The 19544-nt window shown below is 70.2% G+C and carries 14 protein-coding genes and 2 riboswitches; of the genes, 6 read left to right on the plus strand and 8 right to left on the minus strand.

The window, feature by feature from the left end:
• Window positions 1–23: 23 nt before the first annotated feature.
• Window positions 24–866 (plus strand): ATP-dependent dethiobiotin synthetase BioD, encoded by an 843-nt coding sequence (gene bioD, locus D8M39_RS01320; RefSeq protein ID WP_126874235.1) that lies wholly within the window; start codon window positions 24–26, stop codon window positions 864–866.
• A 186-nt stretch (window positions 867–1052) separates the two neighbouring features.
• On the opposite strand, the gene D8M39_RS01325 is transcribed toward bioD, so the two are convergent.
• Entirely contained in the window at window positions 1053–2579 is a 1527-nt protein-coding gene (locus D8M39_RS01325) for a gluconokinase (protein ID WP_094393134.1), read from the minus strand.
• Window positions 2580–2838: 259 nt separating this feature from the next.
• Between D8M39_RS01325 and ilvD the strand changes: the two genes are divergently transcribed.
• The 3 genes from ilvD (at window position 2839) to D8M39_RS01340 (ending at window position 8067) form a co-directional block, all read left to right on the plus strand.
• The gene (gene ilvD / locus D8M39_RS01330) at window positions 2839–4677 is read left to right on the plus strand and encodes a dihydroxy-acid dehydratase (protein ID WP_126874236.1); all 1839 of its coding nucleotides are present in this window, start codon (window positions 2839–2841) and stop codon (window positions 4675–4677) included.
• A 230-nt stretch (window positions 4678–4907) separates the two neighbouring features.
• A complete protein-coding gene (locus tag D8M39_RS01335) occupies window positions 4908–6425 on the plus strand; it encodes an amino acid permease (RefSeq protein WP_055084305.1) in 1518 nt (505 codons plus the stop codon).
• Between the two features lie 154 nt (window positions 6426–6579).
• Window positions 6580–8067 (plus strand): sodium:alanine symporter family protein, encoded by a 1488-nt coding sequence (locus tag D8M39_RS01340; RefSeq protein WP_055084289.1) that lies wholly within the window; start codon window positions 6580–6582, stop codon window positions 8065–8067.
• A gap of 112 nt (window positions 8068–8179) precedes the next feature.
• Here the strand turns inward: D8M39_RS01340 and D8M39_RS01345 are convergent, their stop codons facing one another.
• Both D8M39_RS01345 and D8M39_RS01350 read right to left on the minus strand, forming a co-directional pair.
• Window positions 8180–9064, minus strand: a complete 885-nt coding sequence (locus tag D8M39_RS01345) for a DUF4352 domain-containing protein (protein WP_238693899.1) — start codon at window positions 9062–9064, stop codon at window positions 8180–8182.
• 119 nt (window positions 9065–9183) lie between these two features.
• Window positions 9184–10437 carry a hypothetical protein gene (locus tag D8M39_RS01350; RefSeq protein ID WP_164497791.1) on the minus strand — a complete coding sequence of 418 codons (1254 nt, stop codon included), beginning with the start codon at window positions 10435–10437 and terminating at the stop codon, window positions 9184–9186.
• 220 nt (window positions 10438–10657) lie between these two features.
• Between D8M39_RS01350 and D8M39_RS01355 the strand changes: the two genes are divergently transcribed.
• Entirely contained in the window at window positions 10658–11239 is a 582-nt protein-coding gene (locus D8M39_RS01355) for a hypothetical protein (RefSeq protein WP_055084291.1), read from the plus strand.
• 178 nt (window positions 11240–11417) lie between these two features.
• On the opposite strand, the gene D8M39_RS01360 is transcribed toward D8M39_RS01355, so the two are convergent.
• The 5 genes from D8M39_RS01360 to D8M39_RS01380 all read right to left on the minus strand — a co-directional run bounded on the left by D8M39_RS01360 (window position 11418) and on the right by D8M39_RS01380 (window position 17693).
• The gene (locus D8M39_RS01360) at window positions 11418–11909 is read right to left on the minus strand and encodes a CoA-binding protein (RefSeq protein ID WP_126874238.1); all 492 of its coding nucleotides are present in this window, start codon (window positions 11907–11909) and stop codon (window positions 11418–11420) included.
• A complete protein-coding gene (locus D8M39_RS01365; RefSeq protein WP_126874239.1) occupies window positions 11906–13330 on the minus strand; it encodes an O-acetylhomoserine aminocarboxypropyltransferase/cysteine synthase family protein in 1425 nt (474 codons plus the stop codon). The genes D8M39_RS01360 and D8M39_RS01365 overlap by 4 nt, the downstream gene beginning before the upstream one ends.
• A gap of 214 nt (window positions 13331–13544) precedes the next feature.
• Window positions 13545–14291 (minus strand): succinate dehydrogenase/fumarate reductase iron-sulfur subunit, encoded by a 747-nt coding sequence (locus D8M39_RS01370; RefSeq protein ID WP_126874240.1) that lies wholly within the window; start codon window positions 14289–14291, stop codon window positions 13545–13547.
• Window positions 14291–15277 (minus strand): hypothetical protein, encoded by a 987-nt coding sequence (locus D8M39_RS01375; protein ID WP_126874241.1) that lies wholly within the window; start codon window positions 15275–15277, stop codon window positions 14291–14293. Before D8M39_RS01375 ends, D8M39_RS01370 begins: the two co-directional genes overlap by 1 nt.
• A 271-nt stretch (window positions 15278–15548) precedes the next feature.
• On the minus strand, window positions 15549–17693 hold the full coding sequence (locus D8M39_RS01380) for an AMP-binding protein (RefSeq protein WP_055085291.1): 2145 nt from the start codon (window positions 17691–17693) through the stop codon (window positions 15549–15551).
• Window positions 17687–17778, minus strand: a riboswitch (SAM riboswitch). Its footprint overlaps the gene before it by 7 nt.
• Before the next feature lie 139 nt (window positions 17779–17917).
• A riboswitch (SAM riboswitch) is annotated at window positions 17918–18032 on the plus strand.
• Between the two features lie 83 nt (window positions 18033–18115).
• Here D8M39_RS01380 and D8M39_RS01385 point away from each other — a divergent pair.
• Window positions 18116–19522, plus strand: a complete 1407-nt coding sequence (locus tag D8M39_RS01385) for an LLM class flavin-dependent oxidoreductase (protein ID WP_055085289.1) — start codon at window positions 18116–18118, stop codon at window positions 19520–19522.
• The last annotated feature ends 22 nt before the right edge of the window (window positions 19523–19544 follow it).

Raw genomic sequence — 19544 nt, forward strand, 5'->3', positions numbered from 1 at the left:
CTTCCCATCTGACAGGAGACACCATGACTACCAACCCCCTGGGCGACCTCGTCGCCTCCCTGGGCCACGCCGTCGTCGTGACGGGCACCGACACGGACGTGGGCAAGACGTACGCCACGGCGGCGCTCGTGGTCTCCGGGTGGAACGCGGGACGGCGCCGGATCGCGGTCTACAAGCCGCAGCAGACCGGCATGCGGGGCGGGGAACCGGGGGACGTCGACGACGTCGCCCGGCTGGCTCTCGCGGCCGGCGTGCCTTCCTCGGCGCTCACCACCGCAGAGGGCCAGCGTCTCACCGAGCCGATGGCCCCGCCCCCCGCGGCGGCGATCGACGGGGTGGAGCTGCTCCCACTGGACGCCCACGTCCGGGAAATCTTGGAATTACAAGAAACCCACGACCTGGTGATCGTGGAGGGCAGCGGGGGTGTGCTCGTGGAGCTGGACGGGGACCGGCACACGATTGCGGACCTGGCGGTGGCGCTGCAGGAGGCCTCCGCAGGATCCGCGGCATCGACCGAACCCAGTGGGGCGGCCACGCCGTACCACGCGGCGGCTGAAGCCAGCGGCCGGTGGGGTTCTCCTGACACGTCCGAGCCCGTGAGCGCGGCAGAACGCGGCGGGGGGACGGGGAGCACCGTGCTGGTGGCCCGCCCGGACCTGGGGACGCTGAACCACACGCTGCTGAGCCTGGAGGCGCTGCTGCACCGGGACGTCGAGGTGGCAGGGGTGGTGCTGGGCAGCTGGCCCGCGGACCCCGACCGCCTGGCGACCTCCAACAGGGAGTACCTCGCGGACCTGCCACCCGTCGCGGGTCGACGCGTTCCCCTGCTGGGCGCGGTTCCCCGTGGCTGGGGCGGGGCCGCATAGGGGCCGTCGGGCGAAAACCGGGGGACCGCCGTCGTCGTCGTCGCGGCTGCACCCCGGCCCGGTGGGGAAAGCCCCCGCTGCAAAAACTGAGCAAGTGCAGACCCGCGGCCCCAAATCTGCACTAGCGGAGCAAACGCAGGCCCGGCGGCGGCGCGGGGATGCGCCCCGGTCAGCGGTCGGGCGGGATCAGCGGCCCGCCACCAGCGCGTCGTAGAGGTGCTCGAAGCGCTCGTGGACTCCCTTGTAGTAGTCCTGCGTCTGCTCGCGGGGCTCGTAGGTGCCCGCCGGCTGGGGGTGGGAGCGCTCCACGTCCGGGGCGAGGGACTCCAGCATGAGCAGCGCGTTGCCGCGGCACGTGGAGCGCTTGATCGTCTGGTGGATCACCGGCTTGCCCAGGTAGTCGCCGAGGATCTGCAGCCAGGACGGCAGCTCCTGAGTGACCCGGCCGGCCGCCACGATCCGCTCCACACTGTGGGCGGCTGCCTCCAGCTCGTCGGAGACCCGGCGGTAGGACCCGGCGATCCCCTCGAGCATCCCGCGGGCCATGGCGGGTGCGTCCGTGGCGGCGGAGACGTCCGAGAACACCGCCCGTGCGCTGCCGGCCCACCCCGTGGAGCGCTCGCCGGTGAGGAAGGGCAGCACGCCGGGGGTGTCGGTGGAGACGGGGAGCGCGGCGATGTCGTTCAGCACGGCGTCGTCCAGGGAGAGCGTGTCGATGAGCCAGCTCACGGCCCGGCCGACGTCGTTGAGGGCCCCACCCAGCAGGCACCGGGAGTCGTCGATCCGGTAGCACCACAGACCCGCGGGGATCTCCTGCGGCTGGTGGTGCAGCAGCACGCGCATCGCCCCGGAGGTGGCCGCGGAGACCACGATGGTGTCCTCGCCGGCACCGCCCACACCCAGGTTGGCGCACAGCCCGTCCGCGACCGGCGCGAACCACTGCGCCTCCGCGAGCCCCCGCCACCGCTGCACACGTGAGGGGTCCACGTCCGGCAACGGCTCGTGCGGATCGAGCACGGGGGAGAGCACGTCCTCGGTGATCCCGGCCGCCTTGAGCATCCGCCGGTCCCAGTTCCCGGAGCGCCGGTTGAGCAGCCCGGTCCACGCGGCGGTCGCGGTGCCGGCGGCGGTGGTCCCGAGCAGCTGCAGCCACACGTACTCGCCGATGCTCAGCCAGCGCTCGGCCGCCGCGAACTGCTCGGGCCGGGTCTCGCGCAGCCACCGGAAGCGCGGCGCCAGGTAGCTGGTGTGCAGCCGCGCACCCATCTTCTGCTGGACGTCCCGCTCGTCCAGCTCCTCGCGCAGCTCCGCGAGCTGGGGCGCGCAGCGGGAGTCCCCGTAGGTGAAGCACTCGGTCACGGCAGCGTCGTCCGCGTCCACGCCCACCAGGGAGGACGCGAACGAGTCGATCCCGACGCCGCGCACCCGCCCCGCGAGCTCCTCCCGGTCGCACACGCGGTCAAGGATCTCGGCCATCTCCTCGGCCACCTGATCCGGGTCGATCACCGAGGTGCCGTCCGCTCCCGTGGTGAAGGCGTGCGGGATCTTGTGGCGGTAGCCGCGCACGGGGGTCCCGGCGGCGTCGTGCAGGGAGCCGCGCGAGGCGGTGGAGCCGATGTCCAGCGTCATCACCAGCGGGTCCTGCGCCTCGGCGAGGTCCACCGCGAAGTCTGTGGAGTCGTCCCGGTGGGGCGTGTGCCTGTGCTTGCTCATGTCTCTCCTGCTCCTTCGCGGGGTGGCGCGTGACGTCCGCCCAGTCTAGGGACGGCGTCCGTCACGCGGCTCGGCGGGCAGGGAACCGGGCGCCGCGGCGTCGTCGTCACCGGGCGCAAGCTCCTGTCCGCCATGTGAGACCGGTGCCCGGCATGTGAACAGCGGCGGGGGCCGCGCGTATTCTGGGTGGAATGCGTTCTGCCGGGGCGCGGCACCCATGACCCGCCCGTCCCGGCCCAGACAAGGGGAAGGCAAGACAGTGCCGCAGCTGCGTTCAGCGACGTCCACCACCGGCCGCAACATGGCGGGAGCGCGTGCCCTGTGGCGCGCCACCGGTATGGGCAGCGAGGACTTCGGCAAGCCCATCATCGCCATCGCGAACTCGTTCACCCAGTTCGTCCCGGGCCACGTGCACCTGAAGAACATGGGGGACCTCGTGGCCTCCGCGGTCCGCGAGGCGGGCGGCGTCGCCAAGGAGTTCAACACCATCGCGGTGGACGACGGCATCGCCATGGGCCACGACGGCATGCTCTACTCGCTGCCGTCCCGCGACATCATCGCGGACTCCGTGGAGTACATGGTCAACGCGCACTGCGCGGACGCGCTCGTGTGCATCTCCAACTGCGACAAGATCACCCCGGGCATGCTCATGGCGGCGCTGCGGCTGAACATCCCGGTGGTGTTCGTCTCCGGCGGCCCCATGGAGTCCGGTGAGGGCGTGGAGGGCGTGGTGGAGCACCGCGTGGACCTGGTGGACGCCATGGCCCTGGCCGTGGACGAGTCGGTCACGGACGCGCAGCTCGCCCAGATCGAGGAGAACGCGTGCCCCACGTGCGGCTCGTGCTCCGGGATGTTCACGGCGAACTCGATGAACTGCCTGACCGAGGCGCTGGGACTGTCCCTCCCCGGCAACGGCACCACGCTGGCCACCCACGTCAACCGCAAGCGGCTGTTCCTGGAGGCCGGTCGCCGTGCGGTGGAGTCCGCCAAGAAGTACTACGAGCAGGCCGACGAGTCCGTGCTGCCCCGCAGCATCGCCACGAAGGCCGCGTTCCAGAACGCCATGGCCCTGGACGTCGCCATGGGCGGCTCCACCAACACCGTGCTGCACATCCTCGCCGCCGCGCAGGAGGCGGAGGTGGACTTCAACCTCTCGGACATCGACGCCCTCTCCCGCCAGGTCCCGTGCCTCGCGAAGGTGGCCCCGAACTCCACCAAGTTCCACATCGAGCACGTGCACCGCGCCGGCGGCATCCCCGCGATCCTGGGTGAGCTGCGCCGCGGCGGGCTGCTGAACGAGGACGTCCACACCGTGCACTCGCAGACCATGGGCGAGTGGCTGGACGAGTGGGACATCCGCTCGGGCAAGGCGTCCGACGCCGCCAAGGAGTTCTTCCTGGCCGCTCCCGGGGGCGTGCGCACCACCCAGGCGTTCTCGCAAGCCAACGAGTACGAGGACCACGACGTCGACGCCGCCGAGGGCTGCATCCGCTCCGTGGAGCACGCGTACACCAAGGAGGGCGGGCTGTGCGTGCTCTTCGGCAACATCGCCGAGGACGGCGCGGTCATCAAGACGGCGGGCATCGACCCGGAGCTGTTCCACTTCGTGGGCCGGGCGTTCGTGGTGGAGTCCCAGGACGAGGCCGTGCACGAGATCCTCTCCAAGAACGTGAAGGAGGGGGACATCGTGGTGATCGCGTACGAGGGCCCCAAGGGCGGTCCTGGCATGCAGGAGATGCTCTACCCCACGAGCTACCTCAAGGGCCTGGGGCTGGGCAAGAAGTGCGCCCTGATCACGGACGGCCGCTTCTCCGGCGGCACGTCCGGGATCTCGATCGGCCACATCTCCCCGGAGGCCGCCGCGGGTGGTGCGGTGGGGCTGATCGAGCACGGTGACGAGATCGAGATCGACGTGGAGAACCGCGTGCTGCGCGTCAACGTGGACGACGCCGAGCTCGCCCGCCGCCGCCAGGAGAAGGGCGAGGCGCCGTGGAAGCCCACCAAGCCGCGCGAGCGCAAGGTCTCCAAGGCCCTGCGCGCGTACGCCTCGATGGTGACCTCCGCGGACAAGGGCGCGGTGCGGGTCGTCGAGGACTGAGCCGACGACGACGTCGCCCTGCCGGACTTCACGGGGGCGCCCACCGGGGCCACGTGCTCGGGTGGGCGCCCCCGCGGCGTGTGCGCTTGCCCGTGGTGGGCGTGCGTTGCGTGCCGTGACGCGGTGTGCGGCGTGGCACCGGGTGCGGCCCGCACGAGGTCGTAGGCTCGCCAGGAGCGGATCAGCACGTCCCCACGGCGTGTCTCGGGTTTCTGGAAGGGGACGGCGTGATGGCCACAGATGGACGGGGCGCGGTCCCGGAACCGCCTGCGGCGCGGCAGTTCCAGGAGGAGGCCTCTGGTTTCCGGAAGGGGCTGGGGCAGCGGCAGCTGCAGATGATCGCGATCGGCAGTGCGATCGGCACGGGACTGTTTCTGGGCGCCGGTGGCCGCCTCCGGGAGGCCGGGCCGTCCCTGTTCGTGCTCTACGCGGTCTGCGGGTTCTTCGGCTACCTCATCCTCCGGGCGCTGGGGGAGCTGGTGGTGCACCGGCCGTCGTCCGGCTCCTTCGTCTCCTACTGCCGCGAGTTCTTCGGGGAGAAGGCCGCGTTCGTCTCCGGGTGGCTCTACTGGCTGAACTGGGCGATGACGGCGGTCGCGGACGCCACGGCCATCGCCATCTACATCGCGTGGTTCGGGCAGTACAGCGAGTTCATCGCGGGGATCCCGCAGTGGGCGCTGGCCCTGGTGGTCGTGGTGCTCGTGCTGGCGCTGAACCTGGTGTCGGTGAAGATCTTCGGGGAACTCGAGTTCTGGTTCGCCCTGGTCAAGGTGCTCGCCCTGCTGGTGTTCCTGGTGATCGGCACGCTGTTCGTGGTGTTCGGGACCCCCACCGGCTCGGAGGTGGGCTTCTCGCTCATCACCGAGAACGGGGGTCTGCTGCCCAACGGCGTGCTGCCCGCGCTGATCGTGGTGCAGGGCGTGGTGTTCGCGTACGCGGGCATCGAGCTGGTGGGCACCACCTCCGGCGAGACCCGGGACGCCGAGCGTGTCATCCCACGCGCCATCAACCTCGTGATCCTGCGGATCGCCGTCTTCTACGTGGGCTCCGTGCTGCTGCTCTGCCTGCTGCTGCCCTACACCGCGTACAGCGCCACGGAGAGCCCGTTCGTCACGTTCTTCGAGTCCATCGACGTGGCCGCGGCGGCCCCGCTGATGCAGCTCGTGGTGATCACCGCCGCGCTGTCCTCGCTCAACGCCGGGCTCTACTCCACCGGGCGGATCGTGCACTCGATGGCCATGGCGGGCTCCGCGCCGCGCTTCGCGGGACGGCTGACGGCGTCCGGGGTGCCCTACGGCGGGATCCTGCTGACCGCCGTCGTCGCCCTGCTGGGGGTGGGGCTGAACCTGGTGGTGCCGGGGGAGGCCTTCGAGATCGTGCTGAACCTGGCCGCCCTCGGGACCATGGCGGGGTGGGCGGCCATCACGATGTCCCACATGAAGTTCGTGTCCCTGGCCAGGCGCGGGCTCTACCACCGGCCGCCGTACCGCGCGCCGCTGTCCCCGTTCACGGACTGGCTCACGCTCGTGTTCCTGGCCGGGGTGCTCGTGCTCATGGCCGTGGACTACCCGGTGGGCACGTGGACGCTGGTCTCCTCCCTCGCTCTCGTCCCGTGCCTGGTGGCCGGGTGGTACCTGGTGCGCGGGCGGGTCAACGAGATCGCCCGGCAGCGCCAGGGCTTCACGGGCGCCTTCCCCGTGGTGGCGGGCACCGGGCCGATCCCCGGCCGCCGGGACGAGCAGCGGTAGCGCACGACGTCGCCGGGGCCGATCCCGGGCAACCCGCCGGGGATGCACTACTGTGTCCTCAATCGGTGCCGCAGCGTGCCACCTCCTTCCCGGCTCCGCCCGCTCGCGCAGCGGCGGGGCCGAAACCTTCCCAGACGCACAACACGGAGTTTCCATGGAATCACTGACAGATCTCGTCGCAACGGTGGGTGGCTACGTCTGGTACGTGGTCTTCGCCATCCTCATCGGCGTGGGCTTGTACCTGACCATCCGCACCAAGGCCATCCAGTTCCGCGGCATCCCCGAGATGTTCCGCGTGCTGACCGATCCCGCGGGTGAGGAGGACGGGCGCAAGGGCATCTCCTCGTTCCGCGCGTTCACGGTCTCCGCCGCTGCGCGCGTGGGCACGGGCAACATCGCCGGCGTGGCCATCGCGATCACTCTGGGCGGGCCCGGCGCCGTGTTCTGGATGTGGGTCATCGCGGCCATCGGTGCCGCGAGCGCCTTCGTGGAGTCCCTGCTGGGCCAGCTCTACAAGGTCAAGACCGCGGACGGCTACGTGGGCGGTCCCGCGTACTACATGGAGCGCGGGCTCAACAAGCGGTGGATGGGCCTGCTGTTCGCGGTCATCATCACCGTCACCTACGGCTTCGTGTTCAACTCCGTGCAGTCCAACTCGATCGTGGACGCCGTGAGCGGCTCCTTCGGCGTGGACATCACCAACGGGCAGGGCCTCTGGCTGCGCGTGGTGCTCGGTCTGGCCCTCGTGGTGCTCACCGCGGCCGTGATCTTCGGCGGCATCCGCTCCATCTCCTCTGTGACGCAGGTGCTCGTGCCGGTCATGGCCGTGCTGTACCTGATCCTGGGTCTGCTGGTCCTGGTCCTGAACATCACCGAGGTTCCGGCGATGTTCGGGATGATCATCCAGGGCGCCTTCGGCATGCGGGAGTTCATCACGGGCGGTCTGATCGGCGTGATCATCCAGGGCATGAAGCGCGGTCTGTTCTCCAACGAGGCTGGCATGGGCTCCGCCCCGAACGCCGGTGCCACCGCGTCCATCTCCCACCCCGCCAAGCAGGGCTTCGTGCAGTCCCTGGGCGTCTTCTTCGACACCATGCTGGTCTGCTCGATCACCGCGTTCATCGTGCTGCTGTCCAACCCCACGTTCGGAGACGAGCGCCAGGGTGCGGGCCTGACCCAGAGCGCCCTCGGAATGCAGCTGGGCGACTGGGCCGTGCACTTCCTGACCGTGGCGATCTTCCTGTTCGCGTGGTCCTCGGTGATCGGCAACTACTACTACGGTGAGTCCAACGTCCGCTTCATGACCAAGTCCCGCACGGCCATGGGCGTCTACCGCTTCGCGGTGCTCGTGTGCGTGTTCATGGGCGCCATCCTGGCCCTGGACCTGGTGTGGTCCCTGGCGGACCTGTTCATGGCGTTCATGGCCACGCTGAACCTGATCGCCCTGGTGATGCTCGCCGGAGTGGCAGCCAAGGTGCTGCAGAACTACATGGAGCAGCGCAAGGCCGGCGTGGAGCCCGTCTTCAAGACCGGCGACATCCCCGGCCTGCACGGGCTGTCTGCGTGGGACGGCACAGACACCGTGACGCTGCCGATCTTCTGGGAGCAGCGCGGCCGCGACAAGGACGGGGCGCGCCGCTGATCCCGCGGGCGCGCGGCGTCGTCGTCCCGAGCCCCTGACGACGACGCCCGCGCCCTTCCACGACGAAGCCCCCGGCAGCTGCCGGGGGCTTCGTCTGTTCACAACCTATCGGCTACGTGAGCGCGACGAACACCTTGTCACCGCCCAAGAGATCGGTCTGCACCGCGAGAACGCCCTTGTCCGCGTTCGAGGACGGCACCTCAAACACCACGTTCCCCGTTTCGGTGGCGCCTTCGTAGAGCGTTGACGACGGGTCGAACGCGTCGGGGGCGACCACGGCCTTGTCGAAGCTGTTGATCGTGTTTCCCTCGGGGGTCACATAGGCCACGGTGGAGCCCAGCGCGGCTTGGCCATCGGGGTCCTTGCCCAGGTAGGTCACGGAGTAGTTGACCATCATGTACTGCTTCCCTGATGCGGGGGCGTCGTTGTACGGGTTCTCGGCCTGCGCCGAAGCGTTGGCATCGGGCTCCACCGAGTTCACCACCACGCGCCAGTCTCCCGACTCGATGGTGGACCCCACCGGGTACGGATTGGCGCGGGTGCCTGCCGCCGAGCCTGCGGCCTGCGCTCCATCCGCGCTCGTGCTGTCCCCAGGCTGCGTGACCGTGGGATCGTCCCCGCTGAACGCGTCGTCGAAGGCCGAGCCCACCAGGAAGATGAAGACAAGCACGCCCACGAGGGTTCCCACCACCGACAGCACGAGGGCTGTGATGCCCATCCACTTGCTCTTGCCCTGGAGAAACAGGGACACCAGGCTCAGAACGAATGCGATGGGCAGCAGCACCCACCCGATGATGAGTGCGCCGGGCACACACGCGAAGATGAAGCCGAGAGCAGCGATCACCAGGGCGATCAGGCCCACGGCGTTCATGCCTCGGCGCGGCGCCCCCTGCTGGGGCGGGAAGGGTTGGCCCTGTCCGTGAGGAGGCAGGGGCTGTCCAGCGGGAGACGGCGGGGGCGTGTAGGCGCTGGAACCGTGGGGGTGAGATGAGTCCATGGGTTGATGGTGACAGAAATCCATGAAATGGCATGTTTATTGCAATCACTGCGGCTGGCGCCGTGGGTAGACGAAACCCGGGCCGCACCTCAGAAGAGGTACGGCCCGGGTTCATGCAGTCAGGACGATGCGGATCGGGAGGAGGACGAGTCCTTCTCCGCATCCTGGTCCCGCTTGATGAGGGCGTCGATGGCGCCCGTGAGGGTGTCGTTGTCCGCGGGGGAGCCCTCGGTGGCGTCACGCAGCTGGTTCTCGTTGTACTCGGAGAAGTCCTGGCTGTCGTCGCCGCGCTTGGTGAGCAGCGCACGGATGCGGATGCGGCGCCCGGCCTCCGTACTGATCTTCTCCCGGTTGCGGAACCACCACACGAACATCACGACCATCAGCACCAGGCCCACGTAGCCGATCACCGGGTACACCACGCTCATGAGAGTGCCGAAGCCCACCAGGCTGATTGCGTAGCCCACGAGGCAGGTGACCAGGAAGATGGGGACGTAGCGGCTGCGGTGGTTGACCGTCATACGGCGGCCCAGAGCGTAGAACATGCTGATGCAGGTGTTGTAGATCATCACGAACGTCACGAACACCATGGCCATGGCCGCGACGGGGTGCATGGTCTCGAAGAGCCTGAGCATGGGAACGTCCGCCTCTCCCACGCTCGGGTAGTTCACCAGCAGGGCGAACGCATTCATGGTCAGCAGAACGGTGTAGACCACGCCGCCGATCAGACCGCCACGGCCGGCGTCGCGCGGGTCCAGGGTGTTGCCGCCGATCACCAGGGACATGGACACGCCCAGCATGAGCGCCATGGAGGTGTAGTTGATCGCGGAGAGCCACCACGGGGAGACTGGCGAGTCCGCCTGGACGGCGAGCTCGTGCGCGGCACCCAGGTCCACGGGCAGCTGGAACAGGGTGTAGACGAACGCCACGATCACGGCCACGAAGATCGTGGGCGTCACCGCGGAGATGATGTTCGTGACCTTGTTGACGTCCAGCAGGCCGGTGACCATCACAATGGCCACCATGATGGCCGAGCCGATCCACGCCGGCAGCCCGAACTGCTGCTCCAGCGTGGAGCCCGCGCCCGCGAGCATCACGATGCCCATGGCGAACAGCGTGAGCGACACTGCGTAGTCCAGGAAGTGGGAGATCCACGGGGAGGACACGGAGCTGAAGACCTGACGGTGCTCGTCCGCCATGAAGTAGCTGCCGATGTTGATGATCACGGCACCGGCGGTGATCATCAGCACCCCGGCCACGATTGCCCCGGCGAGACCCCACGCACCGAACGAGATGAAGTACTGGATGACCTCTTGACCGGTCGCGAAACCGGCACCGACCATCAGGCCCACGAAGGCCAGTGAGACTTGCATGGTTTTCTTGACGGACACAGGTGGGACTCCTCGCAGGTGTGGTGGGGTGGCGAAGGCACGGCCCGGTCGGGGCGCACCCCGCCGAGCACTCATCCGCCAAGCATAGAGACATGACCGGGCGCGTGCGTGCGCCGCCCCCGGCACCGGGTGCCGCAGCCCCTCCGGCGACCGGCCGCGGTGGCACACTCGTGAGGGACGTTTTCCGCGGAAGGAGCAGGTCATGACGCAGCAGTGGCAGTCGGACCTCGATGCCTGGGCGGGCGGATGGGCCGCCATCCGCGAGGACGAGACCCCACAGGGCGTTCGGGCGTGGAACGGTTCCCTCCCGCAGGACACGGTGGCCAGCGTGGAGCTGGTCCTGGTGTGTGAGCCCTCGGACGCGGGTACGGTCCGGGATGCCGTCGTGGCGGCGGGCAGCGACGTCCTCTCCACCGACGTGCTGCTCTGCGGCGCGGTGCAGGACCTCGACCGCGGCCTGGGCTTCCCCGGGGACGCCGGACTCTTCGATGCACCAATGGGCGACTGGTCGCGCTTCGAGGTGGACGACTGGGGTCAGCCCGTGGCTCACTCGGCCATGTCCGTGCAGGAGGGCGTCGCGTTCGTGGGCGCGCTGCACGCGGACTCGTCGCAGGACCGCGATCCTGCCGAGGTGCTGGACCCGCTCGTCTCCGCCATGGCCAACGAGGCCTTCCTCGCGGACGCCGAGCGCCTGTACACGGTCGTGCCGGAGAGTGAGCTCCCCGCCCGCGAGGCGCAGGGCTGGCAGCGGGTGGCCGCGGTGGTGCGCTGCCTGAGGCGCTGACCGGCAGGGGCACGTTCCAGCTGAGGTGCGTACCAGCCGAGGCCCGTGCCGCGCAGCAGAGGGTGCGGCGTCGTCGTCGTGGCACTGCGCGGCCCGGACATGAATCCGAGGTGTAGAGGTACCCGGTTCCGTGCAGGAAATCCGGGTGTCCCTACACCTCAGAGGGCCGCCGTCCCGGTTACGCGAGAACCTGGCGCTTCGCGGAGACCACTCCCGTGTTGAAGCCCGCGAGGTGCAGGCCGCCGTGGAAGCGTGCGTGCTCGATCTTCACGCAGCGGTCCATGACCACGTTCAGTCCGGCGTCCTCCGCGATCCTCGCGGCTTCCTCGTTCCAGGAGCCGAGCTGCAGCCACAGCGTCTTCGCGCCCGCATCGACCGCTTCCTGCGCCACGCCCGGCAGGTCCGCGTCCTTGCGGAACACGTCCACGAGGTCCGGGGTCTCCGGCAGGTCCGCGAGCGACGGGTAGACCTTCTCGCCGAACACCTCGTCCAGCACCGGGTTCACGAAGTACACGCGGTACGGGCTCGAGGAGCGCAGGTACGTGGCCACGAAGTAGCTCGCGCGCGAGGGCTTGTTGGACATCCCCACGATCGCCACGGAGCGGGTGCTCCTCAGGATGCCCAGCCGTTCGGGGGCGCTGGGGCCCACCCAGGTGCGTTCGGTGCTCATGCCCGTCCTCCTTCGTGCGCGCCCACGGAGTTGCCCGCGGCGCTGGTGTCCTGCTCGAGGCTCTGCCGTGCGGCGTCCTCGTGAACGGCCTCGGGACCGACGACGTCGCCCTCCCGGTTCCTGCCGCTGGCCGCAGTGAGTGCCTGGTCCAGGTCCCAGATGATGTCCGCCGCGTCCTCCAGCCCCACGGAGATGCGGATGAGGTCCTCCTTCACACCGCCGGCGGCGAGCTGCTCTGAGCTCAGCTGCTGGTGCGTGGTGGAGGCGGGGTGCAGCACGAGGGTGCGGGCGTCCCCGATGTTGGCCAGGTGTGAGGCGAGCTGCAGGGCGCCGATGAACCGCGCGCCCACCTCGCGCCCGCTCAGCTCGTCCGTGCCGGCCACCCCGAACGCGAAGACCGAGCCCACACCGTGCGGGAGGTACTTCTGGGCGCGGTCGTGGTGGGGGTGGTCCTCCAGCCCGGCGTAGTTCACGTAGGAGATGCGGGGGTCGGTGTGCAGCCACTTCACCACCTCGCGCGCGTTGCCCACGTGGGCGTCCATGCGCTGGGGCAGCGTCTCCACGCCCTGCAGCAGGTTCCACGCGGCCTGCGGGGTCAGGGCGGGGCCGATGTCCCGCAGCTGCTCGGAGCGCAGCTTGGTGAGGAAGCCGTACTCGCCGAAGTTCCCCCACCAGGAGACGTTGTTGTAGGAGGGCACCGGCTCGGTCATGGCGGGGAAGTTCCCGTTGCCCCAGTCGAAGCGCCCGGACTCCACCACCACGCCGCCCAGCGTGCTGCCGTGCCCGCCCAGGAACTTGGTGACCGAGTGGATCACGATGTCCGCGCCGTGCTCGAACGGGCGGCACAGGTACGGCGTGTTCAGGGTGGCGTCCACCACCAGCGGCACACCGGCCTCGTGGGCGACCTCCGCGAGACCCTCAAGGTCCGCGATCTCCCCGGAGGGGTTGGCCACGAGCTCCGTGTAGACGGCCTTGGTGTTCTCGGTCAGCGCCGCGCGGTAGTCCGCCGGGTCCGTGCCGGGCACGAACGTGGTCTCCACCCCGAAGCGGCGCAGGGTCACGTCCAGCTGGGTGACCGTGCCGCCGTAGAGCTGGGAGGAGACCACCACGTGGTCACCCTGCCCGCACAGCGCGGCGAACGTGATGAACTCGGCGGCCATGCCCGAGGCGGTGGCCACCGCGCCGATCCCGCCCTCGAGGGAGGCGATGCGCTCCTCCAGGGCCGAGACCGTGGGGTTGCCGATCCGGGAGTAGATGTTGCCGTACTTCTGCAGCGCGAACAGGTTGGCGGCGTCGTCGGCGTCCTTGAACACGAACGAACTGGTCTGGTAGATCGGCACGGAACGCGCGCCGTGCTCGGCGTCCGGGGTGCCGCCCGCGTGCAGGGCCCGGGTGCGGAAACCGAACTGGTGCTCGGCCATGGATCCTCCTGAACGGCCTGCGCAGTGGGTCCCGCGGTGAAACTGTTGCAGCGAGTGCGAACGCTCCATCGGTCCTGGCGGTAGCACCGTGCAGCGGGCCGGGCGCTGCGGGTTGCTGCGGCGTCGTCGATCCAGGTCTCTCGGCCGCTCGGGATGGTCCGTCCATTGTGGGACGGACCCCGGGTGGCCCACAAACCGGTGTGACGCCGCGCGGCTACTTCTTCTCGGCGCCCGCGGAGCCCTCGTCGTCGTCGGGGCCCTGCGGCGCGGGGTAGCGCTCCGGGAACTTGCGGTGCAGGTTCTCCCGCGTGACGGAGGTGAGGTTCTGCAGCGGCAGCCCGGCGGGGCACACCTCGGTGCAGTCGCCCAGCAGGGAGCACGGGCCGAACTCCTGGTCCGCGGCGTCGAGGACCTTGGCGGCGCGCTCGTCCCGCTCCTCGGGCGTCTTGGCCAGCGGCGGCAGGTGCTTGAGCATGGTGCCCACGAACAGCTGCCCGGAGCCGTTGGGGCACGCGGCGATGCAGGCGCCGCAGCTGATGCAGCCGGCGGTGTTCAGGGCCTTCATGGCGACCGGGAACTTGGCCTCCTTGGACACCCGCCGCAGGGACTTCTTGTCCACGGCCAGATCCTTCTTGACCGGCAGGGCGCCGGCGCGCATGGGCTCGATGAAGACCTCGTCCCCGTCCCGGTACGCGTTCAGGGACTGCATGCACGAGGCCCTGTTGCGGTCCGGGCCGTGTGGGACGCCGTCCACGGTCACGCCGCACTTGCCGCAGATGCCCTCGCGGCAGCCGTCGTCGAAGCTCACGGGCTCGTCCCCCTGGCGCTCCAGGGTCTCGTTGACGGCGTCCAGCAGCTCGAGGATGCTCATCTCCTCGCGCGCCTGCACGGGGCTGACGGTCTCGAACCCGCCCTGGGTCTCGGCGTCCGGCTGGCGCCAGACGTGCACGGTCAGCAGCATCAGCGCACCACCTTGATCTGGACGGCCACGGGAATGCTCACGTTGCCGATCGCGACGACGGCGCCCACGGCCTTCGCGGCCACGTCCACCTGGTGCACACGCTGGGCGGTCCCGGTGAGTCCGGTGTCCAGCGCGGCGGTGCGCAGGCCGTGGACCATGTGTCCTGCCAGGGCGGCCATCGAGGCCGCGTAGAACGCCGCGACCGCCGGCCGGGACAGGCTGGAGACCAGGTTTCCGTAGGCGTCGCCGTGCTCGAAGGAGCGTGCGGCCGCCGGGCGGGTTCCGGTGGTCAGGTCCAGCACGTGGTAGCCCACGAACAGGCCCAGCACCGCGCCCGTGGAGCGCATCGACCGGGCGACGATCTGGGGGAGTGTGCGACGTCGTCCCCGGGGGCGCCTGCGGGGGGCGCCGGAGCGGTCGGGGAGGAGGGCGCCGTCGAACGGCGCGCGGCGGTAGGCCATCGGCGTGCCTGTTGCTTGCTCCGGCGCGCTCGTCGGCCGTCCGGGCAGCGCGAGGCGGGGACGCGAGTCCACCACCGTGGCGATCCGCCGCGTGACCTGCCAGGCGGTGCCCGCCACGGTGCGGCCCTCGCGGCGCATGCTGCGGACGGTCAGCTCGGTGCCCGCGAGCACGTGCACCCCGGCGCTCGCCAGCAGGCCGGTGCGCGCCACCCACAGCAGGGTGTTCGGCGGCAGCACCGGGGCGCCCGCGTGGCGCAGCAGCCGGGCGTACTCGTTGAACCGCTCACGGCCCGCGTAGACCTGCATGTTCCCGGCCATGTGCCCCACCGTGAACAGGCTCAGCGCCGTGCCGGAGGCGGCCATCGCGAGCTTCAGGTCCGGGTTCGACGCCGTTCCCAGGGTGCGCTGCCACGCGTTCGGGCGCGGGGCGGCGTCGTCGGGCGCGTCCGAGGGGGCGGCTGCCGGCGCGGCGGTGCGTGACGCGCGCGCGGCGGGCTCTCGCGGGGAGGAGTCGGAGGGAGTCATCACTGCCAATCCTAGGAGTTCGCGCGGACGGGATCAGTTCCGGGGGTCACACGCGGTCATTCCGGCCCACCTGCTCGGTGCCCTCGGGCCACTCGACCTCCGGCAGGCCCACCAGGTGGCCCAGCTCCGCCGCGCTGACGCCCCCGGGGACCACCACCACGGCGCCGTCCCCGAGGGTGAGGTGGAGCCGTTCGGCGTGGCCGGTGACGCGGGTGACGCCGCTGACCAGCTGGACCGTGCCGTCCGGGCGCAGCAGCCGCCCGGGGCGGGCCTACCCCCGTGCCGCCAGGACGTCCGCGATCGCGTCCAGCGCCTCCTCGTTCTGCAGCGAGGAACGGTCGCCCAGGGGCGCGCCCTCGTAGAGCTGGCCCAGCAGGCGGCGGGTGATCTTTCCGGAGCGCGTCTTGGGCAGGTCCGGCACGGCGACGACCTCCCGCGGCTTGGCGATCGGACCGATTTCCCGGGCCACGTGGGCGCGCAGCTCGTCCCGCACCTCCTCCTGGGACAGGGACAGCGCCGCACGGCTGAGCACCACGTAGGCGAGCACCGCGTGCCCGGTCACCGGGTCCGTCACCGGCGTGGCCCCGGCCTCCACCACGTGCGGGTGGGTGACCAGCGCGGACTCGATCTCAATGGTCGACAACCGGTGCCCGGACACGTTGATGACGTCGTCCACGCGCCCGAGGATGTAGAGGTCCCCCTCCTCGTCCGTGCGGGCGCCGTCCCCGGCCAGGAACCAGCCGCGCTCGCCGTAGGCCGCCCAGTAGGAGGCGAGGAAGCGCTGCGGGTCCTTCCACACCGTCCGCGCCATGGACGGGCCGATCTTGTCGACCACCGCGAAGCCCTGCAGCCCCGGGGCCACGTCCTCGCCGGACTCGTCCACCACGCGCAGCGACACCCCCGGCACCGCGCGCGTGACGCAGCCGGGCTTCGGGGAGGTGTGCGGGGCGGCGTCGTCGAACGTGCCGGCAGGCGCGAACTGCGGGTCGTGCGGGCGCGGGGAGGCCACGCACGAACCGGTCTCGGACTGCCACCACGTGTCCACGAACGGCACCTCGTCCCGGCCCACCTGCGCGCGCAGCCAGCGCCACGCCTCCGGGTTGATGGATTCGCCCACGGAGCCGAGCAGGCGGATCGAAGACAGGTTGTAGACCGGCGGCAGGCCCCTGGGGAACGCGCCCATGAGCGAGCGGATCAGGGTGGGCGCGGTGTAGTAGTTGGTCACGCCGTAGCGCTCGATGACCTCGAAGTGGCGGCCGTAGTCCGGGGTGTTGGGCGTGCCCTCGTAGATCACCTCGGACACGCCGTTGACCAGCGGCCCGTAGATCTCGTAGGTGTGCGCGGTGACCCACGCGAGGTCCGCGGTGCACCAGTGGACGGTCGAGTCCACCTTGGCGGGGTCGTTCACGGCGGACAGCTCGTCCGGGCGCAGGATGCCGCTCGCCTCCGGGACGTCCGGCAGGAGGTCGAACATGAGCGCGTGGGTATATGCCGTCTGCACCAGGTATCCGCCCATCGTGTGGACCAGGCCCTTGGGCTTCCCCGTGGTCCCGGACGTGTAGATGATGAACAGCGGGGTCTCCGCGTCGAACGCCTCGGGCTCGTGGACCTCGGAGGCGCGCGCGGTGAGCTCGTCCCACCACACGTCCCGCCCGGGCGTCCACGGCACCAGTTCCTGGTCCTTGGAGCGCAGCCCGCGCGTGCCCCGCGGCAGGTCGGTGCGGCCTGGGCGGGAGGTGCGGCGCACCACCACCACGTGCTCGATCGAGTTCTCGCCGCTGCACGCCTCGTCCGCGGCCTCCTTGACGGGGACGACGACGCCGCGCCGGTTCTGCCCGTCCGTGGTCACCAGCACCTTGGCTCCGGTGTCCTCCACGCGGAACTTCAGCGCCTCCGCCGAGAACCCGCCGAAGACCAGCGAGTGCACCGCTCCGATCCGCGCGCACGCCAGCGTGATGACGACCGTCTCGGGGATCACGGGCAGGTAGACCACCACGCGGTCGCCCTTCTCCACGCCGAGGTCCAGCAGGGCGTTGGCGGCTTTGCAGACCTCCCGCTGCAGGTCCGCGTAGGTGTAGACCGCACGGTCCCCGGGCTCGCCCTCGAAGTACAGGGCCACGTGGTTGCCCCGCCCGGCCGCCACGTGACGGTCCACGCAGTTGTAGGACACGTTGAGTTTCCCGCCCTCGAACCACGCGATCTCCGGGACCGTGTAGGTGGGGTTGCCGTCCTCGTCCGCCCCGGTGCGCCGGGGCTTCTCGAAGCGGTGGGTGGTGTGCCACGGCTCGGCCCAGTCCAGCCTGCCGGCCTGCTCCGCCCAGAACGCGACGCGCGCCTCGTCCGAGACGAGCGCGGGATTCGAGGTGGGGGCGTGGGGGTCCGAGTATGCGAACGCAGAAATGTCGATCAACTCCATCGTTCCTGGCATTAGCACCTCGCCCGCGTGGGGCCGGTTGCTGCGACGTCGACGAGCCAGGTCTCTCAGCCGCTCCGGATGGGAACGCCCTCATTCAACGGGCACCCGGAGCGGGGATGCAAGTTGGTGTGAGACAGCCCACGGGGATCGGTGGCGTGCGGGGTCATGCGGCGTCACGTGGGGCTTCGCCCGGCGAGGGGCGTGGTTAGACTCTGGACCGAGACGATCACGAGTTCCGACGTTCAGCCCTGGCTTGTCGGACGGCAACCCTCTCCCGTAGCGGGGTGCCCCAGGTGAGGATCGGGCCGCATGGCACACCGCATGCGGCAAGTACGGCGCCGCACACACGCGCGCTGGACCCGCTGATGGCCGCCGCGGGCGGTGCACGGGCGCGGGTCGCGTCATCTTCGAGGAACCGGCACATGAGCAAGCGGATCTCCGTCAACGCGTTCGACATGACCTGTGTGGACCACCAGAGCTTCGGGCTGTGGCGGCACCCGCGGTCCCGGGCCACCGAGTACAACACCCTGGAGTACTGGACGAACCTGGCCCGGCTGCTGGAGAAGGGCAAGTTCGACGCGCTCTTCCTCGCGGACGTCGTCGGGATCTACGACATCTACCGCAACTCCGCGGCCCCGGCCGTGCGGGACGGCGCGCAGGTCCCGGTCAACGACCCGTTCATGCAGGTCTCGGCCATGGCGGCCGTGACCGAGCACCTGGGCTTCGGCGTCACGAGCGCGGTCACCTACGAGCAGCCGTACACGCTCGCCCGGAAGTTCGCCACGCTGGACCACCTCACACGTGGCCGCGTGGGTTTCAACGTGGTCACCTCCTACCTGCCCTCGGCCGCCGAGAACCAGGGGCTGCCGCGCCAGATCGAGCACGATCAGCGCTACGAGATCGCGGAGGAGTTCCTGGACGTCTGCTACAAGCTCTGGGAGGGCTCCTGGGAGGACGACGCCGTGGTGAAGGACCGCGAGTCCGGCGTCTACGCGGACCCCACCAAGGTGCACCCCATCCGCCACACCGGCGAGCACTTCACGGTTCCCGGGGCGGGGCTGACCGAGCCGTCCCCGCAGCGCACGCCCCTGATCTTCCAGGCGGGTGCGTCTTCGCGCGGGCAGGCGTTCGCCGGGCGGCACGCGGAGGCGGTGTTCATCGGGGGCACCCGCCCGGACCTCACCCGCTACATGACGGACAAGATCCGCGAGCAGGCGCAGGCCCAGGGCCGGGACCCGGAGGACGTGAAGATCTACGCGATGCTCTCCGTGGTGGTCGCGGACACGGACGAGGAGGCCGCTGAGAAGTACCGCGACTACCTGCAGTACGTGGACCTCGAAGCCTCCCAGGCGATCATCGGCGGCTGGTCCGGTGTGGACCTCTCCCAGTTCCCGGAGGACGAGGCCCTGAACTACATCAAGACGGACTCCATCCAGTCCTTCCTCACGCCGTTCACCCTGCAGGCCAAGGACAAGCAGTGGACGCGCGAGGAGATCGCCAAGCACTGCGCCCTGGGAGGCATGGGTGCCGTGGTCGTGGGCTCGCCGTCCACCGTGGCGGACGAGCTGGAGCGCTGGGTGGACGAGGGCGGCCTGGACGGCATCAACCTGGCCTACCACGTGAGCCCCGGCTCCTTCGAGGACTTCGTGGAGTACGTGGTCCCCGAGCTGCAGGCCCGCGGCCGCTACCGCACCGAGTACGAGGGCTCCACCCTGCGCGAGTCCCTCTACGGCGCCGGCCAGGACCGGGTGAAGGACACGCACCCCGCCGCGGCCTACCGGGGCGCGTTCGCGGACGCGTGCTCCGTGGCCACGGCCAGTTCCCGCTGAGCCGCTCGGCGGGTGTTGAGCG

The sequence above is a fragment of the Kocuria sp. HSID17590 genome (genome assembly GCF_003989485.1).
Classification (GTDB): domain Bacteria; phylum Actinomycetota; class Actinomycetes; order Actinomycetales; family Micrococcaceae; genus Kocuria; species Kocuria salsicia.

What these genes read in the sequence shown, in the direction of transcription:
- D8M39_RS01380 (WP_055085291.1), bottom strand. Translation starts at nt 17,693, where the DNA reads ATGGAGTTGATCGACATTTCTGCGTTCGCATACTCGGACCCCCACGCC.
- D8M39_RS01360 (WP_126874238.1), bottom strand. Translation starts at nt 11,909, where the DNA reads ATGAGCACCGAACGCACCTGGGTGGGCCCCAGCGCCCCCGAACGGCTG.
- D8M39_RS01350 (WP_164497791.1), bottom strand. Translation starts at nt 10,437, where the DNA reads ATGCAAGTCTCACTGGCCTTCGTGGGCCTGATGGTCGGTGCCGGTTTC.
- D8M39_RS01355 (WP_055084291.1), top strand. Translation starts at nt 10,658, where the DNA reads ATGACGCAGCAGTGGCAGTCGGACCTCGATGCCTGGGCGGGCGGATGG.
- D8M39_RS01385 (WP_055085289.1), top strand. Translation starts at nt 18,116, where the DNA reads ATGAGCAAGCGGATCTCCGTCAACGCGTTCGACATGACCTGTGTGGAC.
- D8M39_RS01325 (WP_094393134.1), bottom strand. Translation starts at nt 2,579, where the DNA reads ATGAGCAAGCACAGGCACACGCCCCACCGGGACGACTCCACAGACTTC.
- D8M39_RS01375 (WP_126874241.1), bottom strand. Translation starts at nt 15,277, where the DNA reads ATGACTCCCTCCGACTCCTCCCCGCGAGAGCCCGCCGCGCGCGCGTCA.
- D8M39_RS01335 (WP_055084305.1), top strand. Translation starts at nt 4,908, where the DNA reads ATGGCCACAGATGGACGGGGCGCGGTCCCGGAACCGCCTGCGGCGCGG.
- bioD (WP_126874235.1), top strand. Translation starts at nt 24, where the DNA reads ATGACTACCAACCCCCTGGGCGACCTCGTCGCCTCCCTGGGCCACGCC.
- D8M39_RS01365 (WP_126874239.1), bottom strand. Translation starts at nt 13,330, where the DNA reads ATGGCCGAGCACCAGTTCGGTTTCCGCACCCGGGCCCTGCACGCGGGC.
- D8M39_RS01345 (WP_238693899.1), bottom strand. Translation starts at nt 9,064, where the DNA reads ATGGACTCATCTCACCCCCACGGTTCCAGCGCCTACACGCCCCCGCCG.
- D8M39_RS01340 (WP_055084289.1), top strand. Translation starts at nt 6,580, where the DNA reads ATGGAATCACTGACAGATCTCGTCGCAACGGTGGGTGGCTACGTCTGG.
- D8M39_RS01370 (WP_126874240.1), bottom strand. Translation starts at nt 14,291, where the DNA reads ATGCTGCTGACCGTGCACGTCTGGCGCCAGCCGGACGCCGAGACCCAG.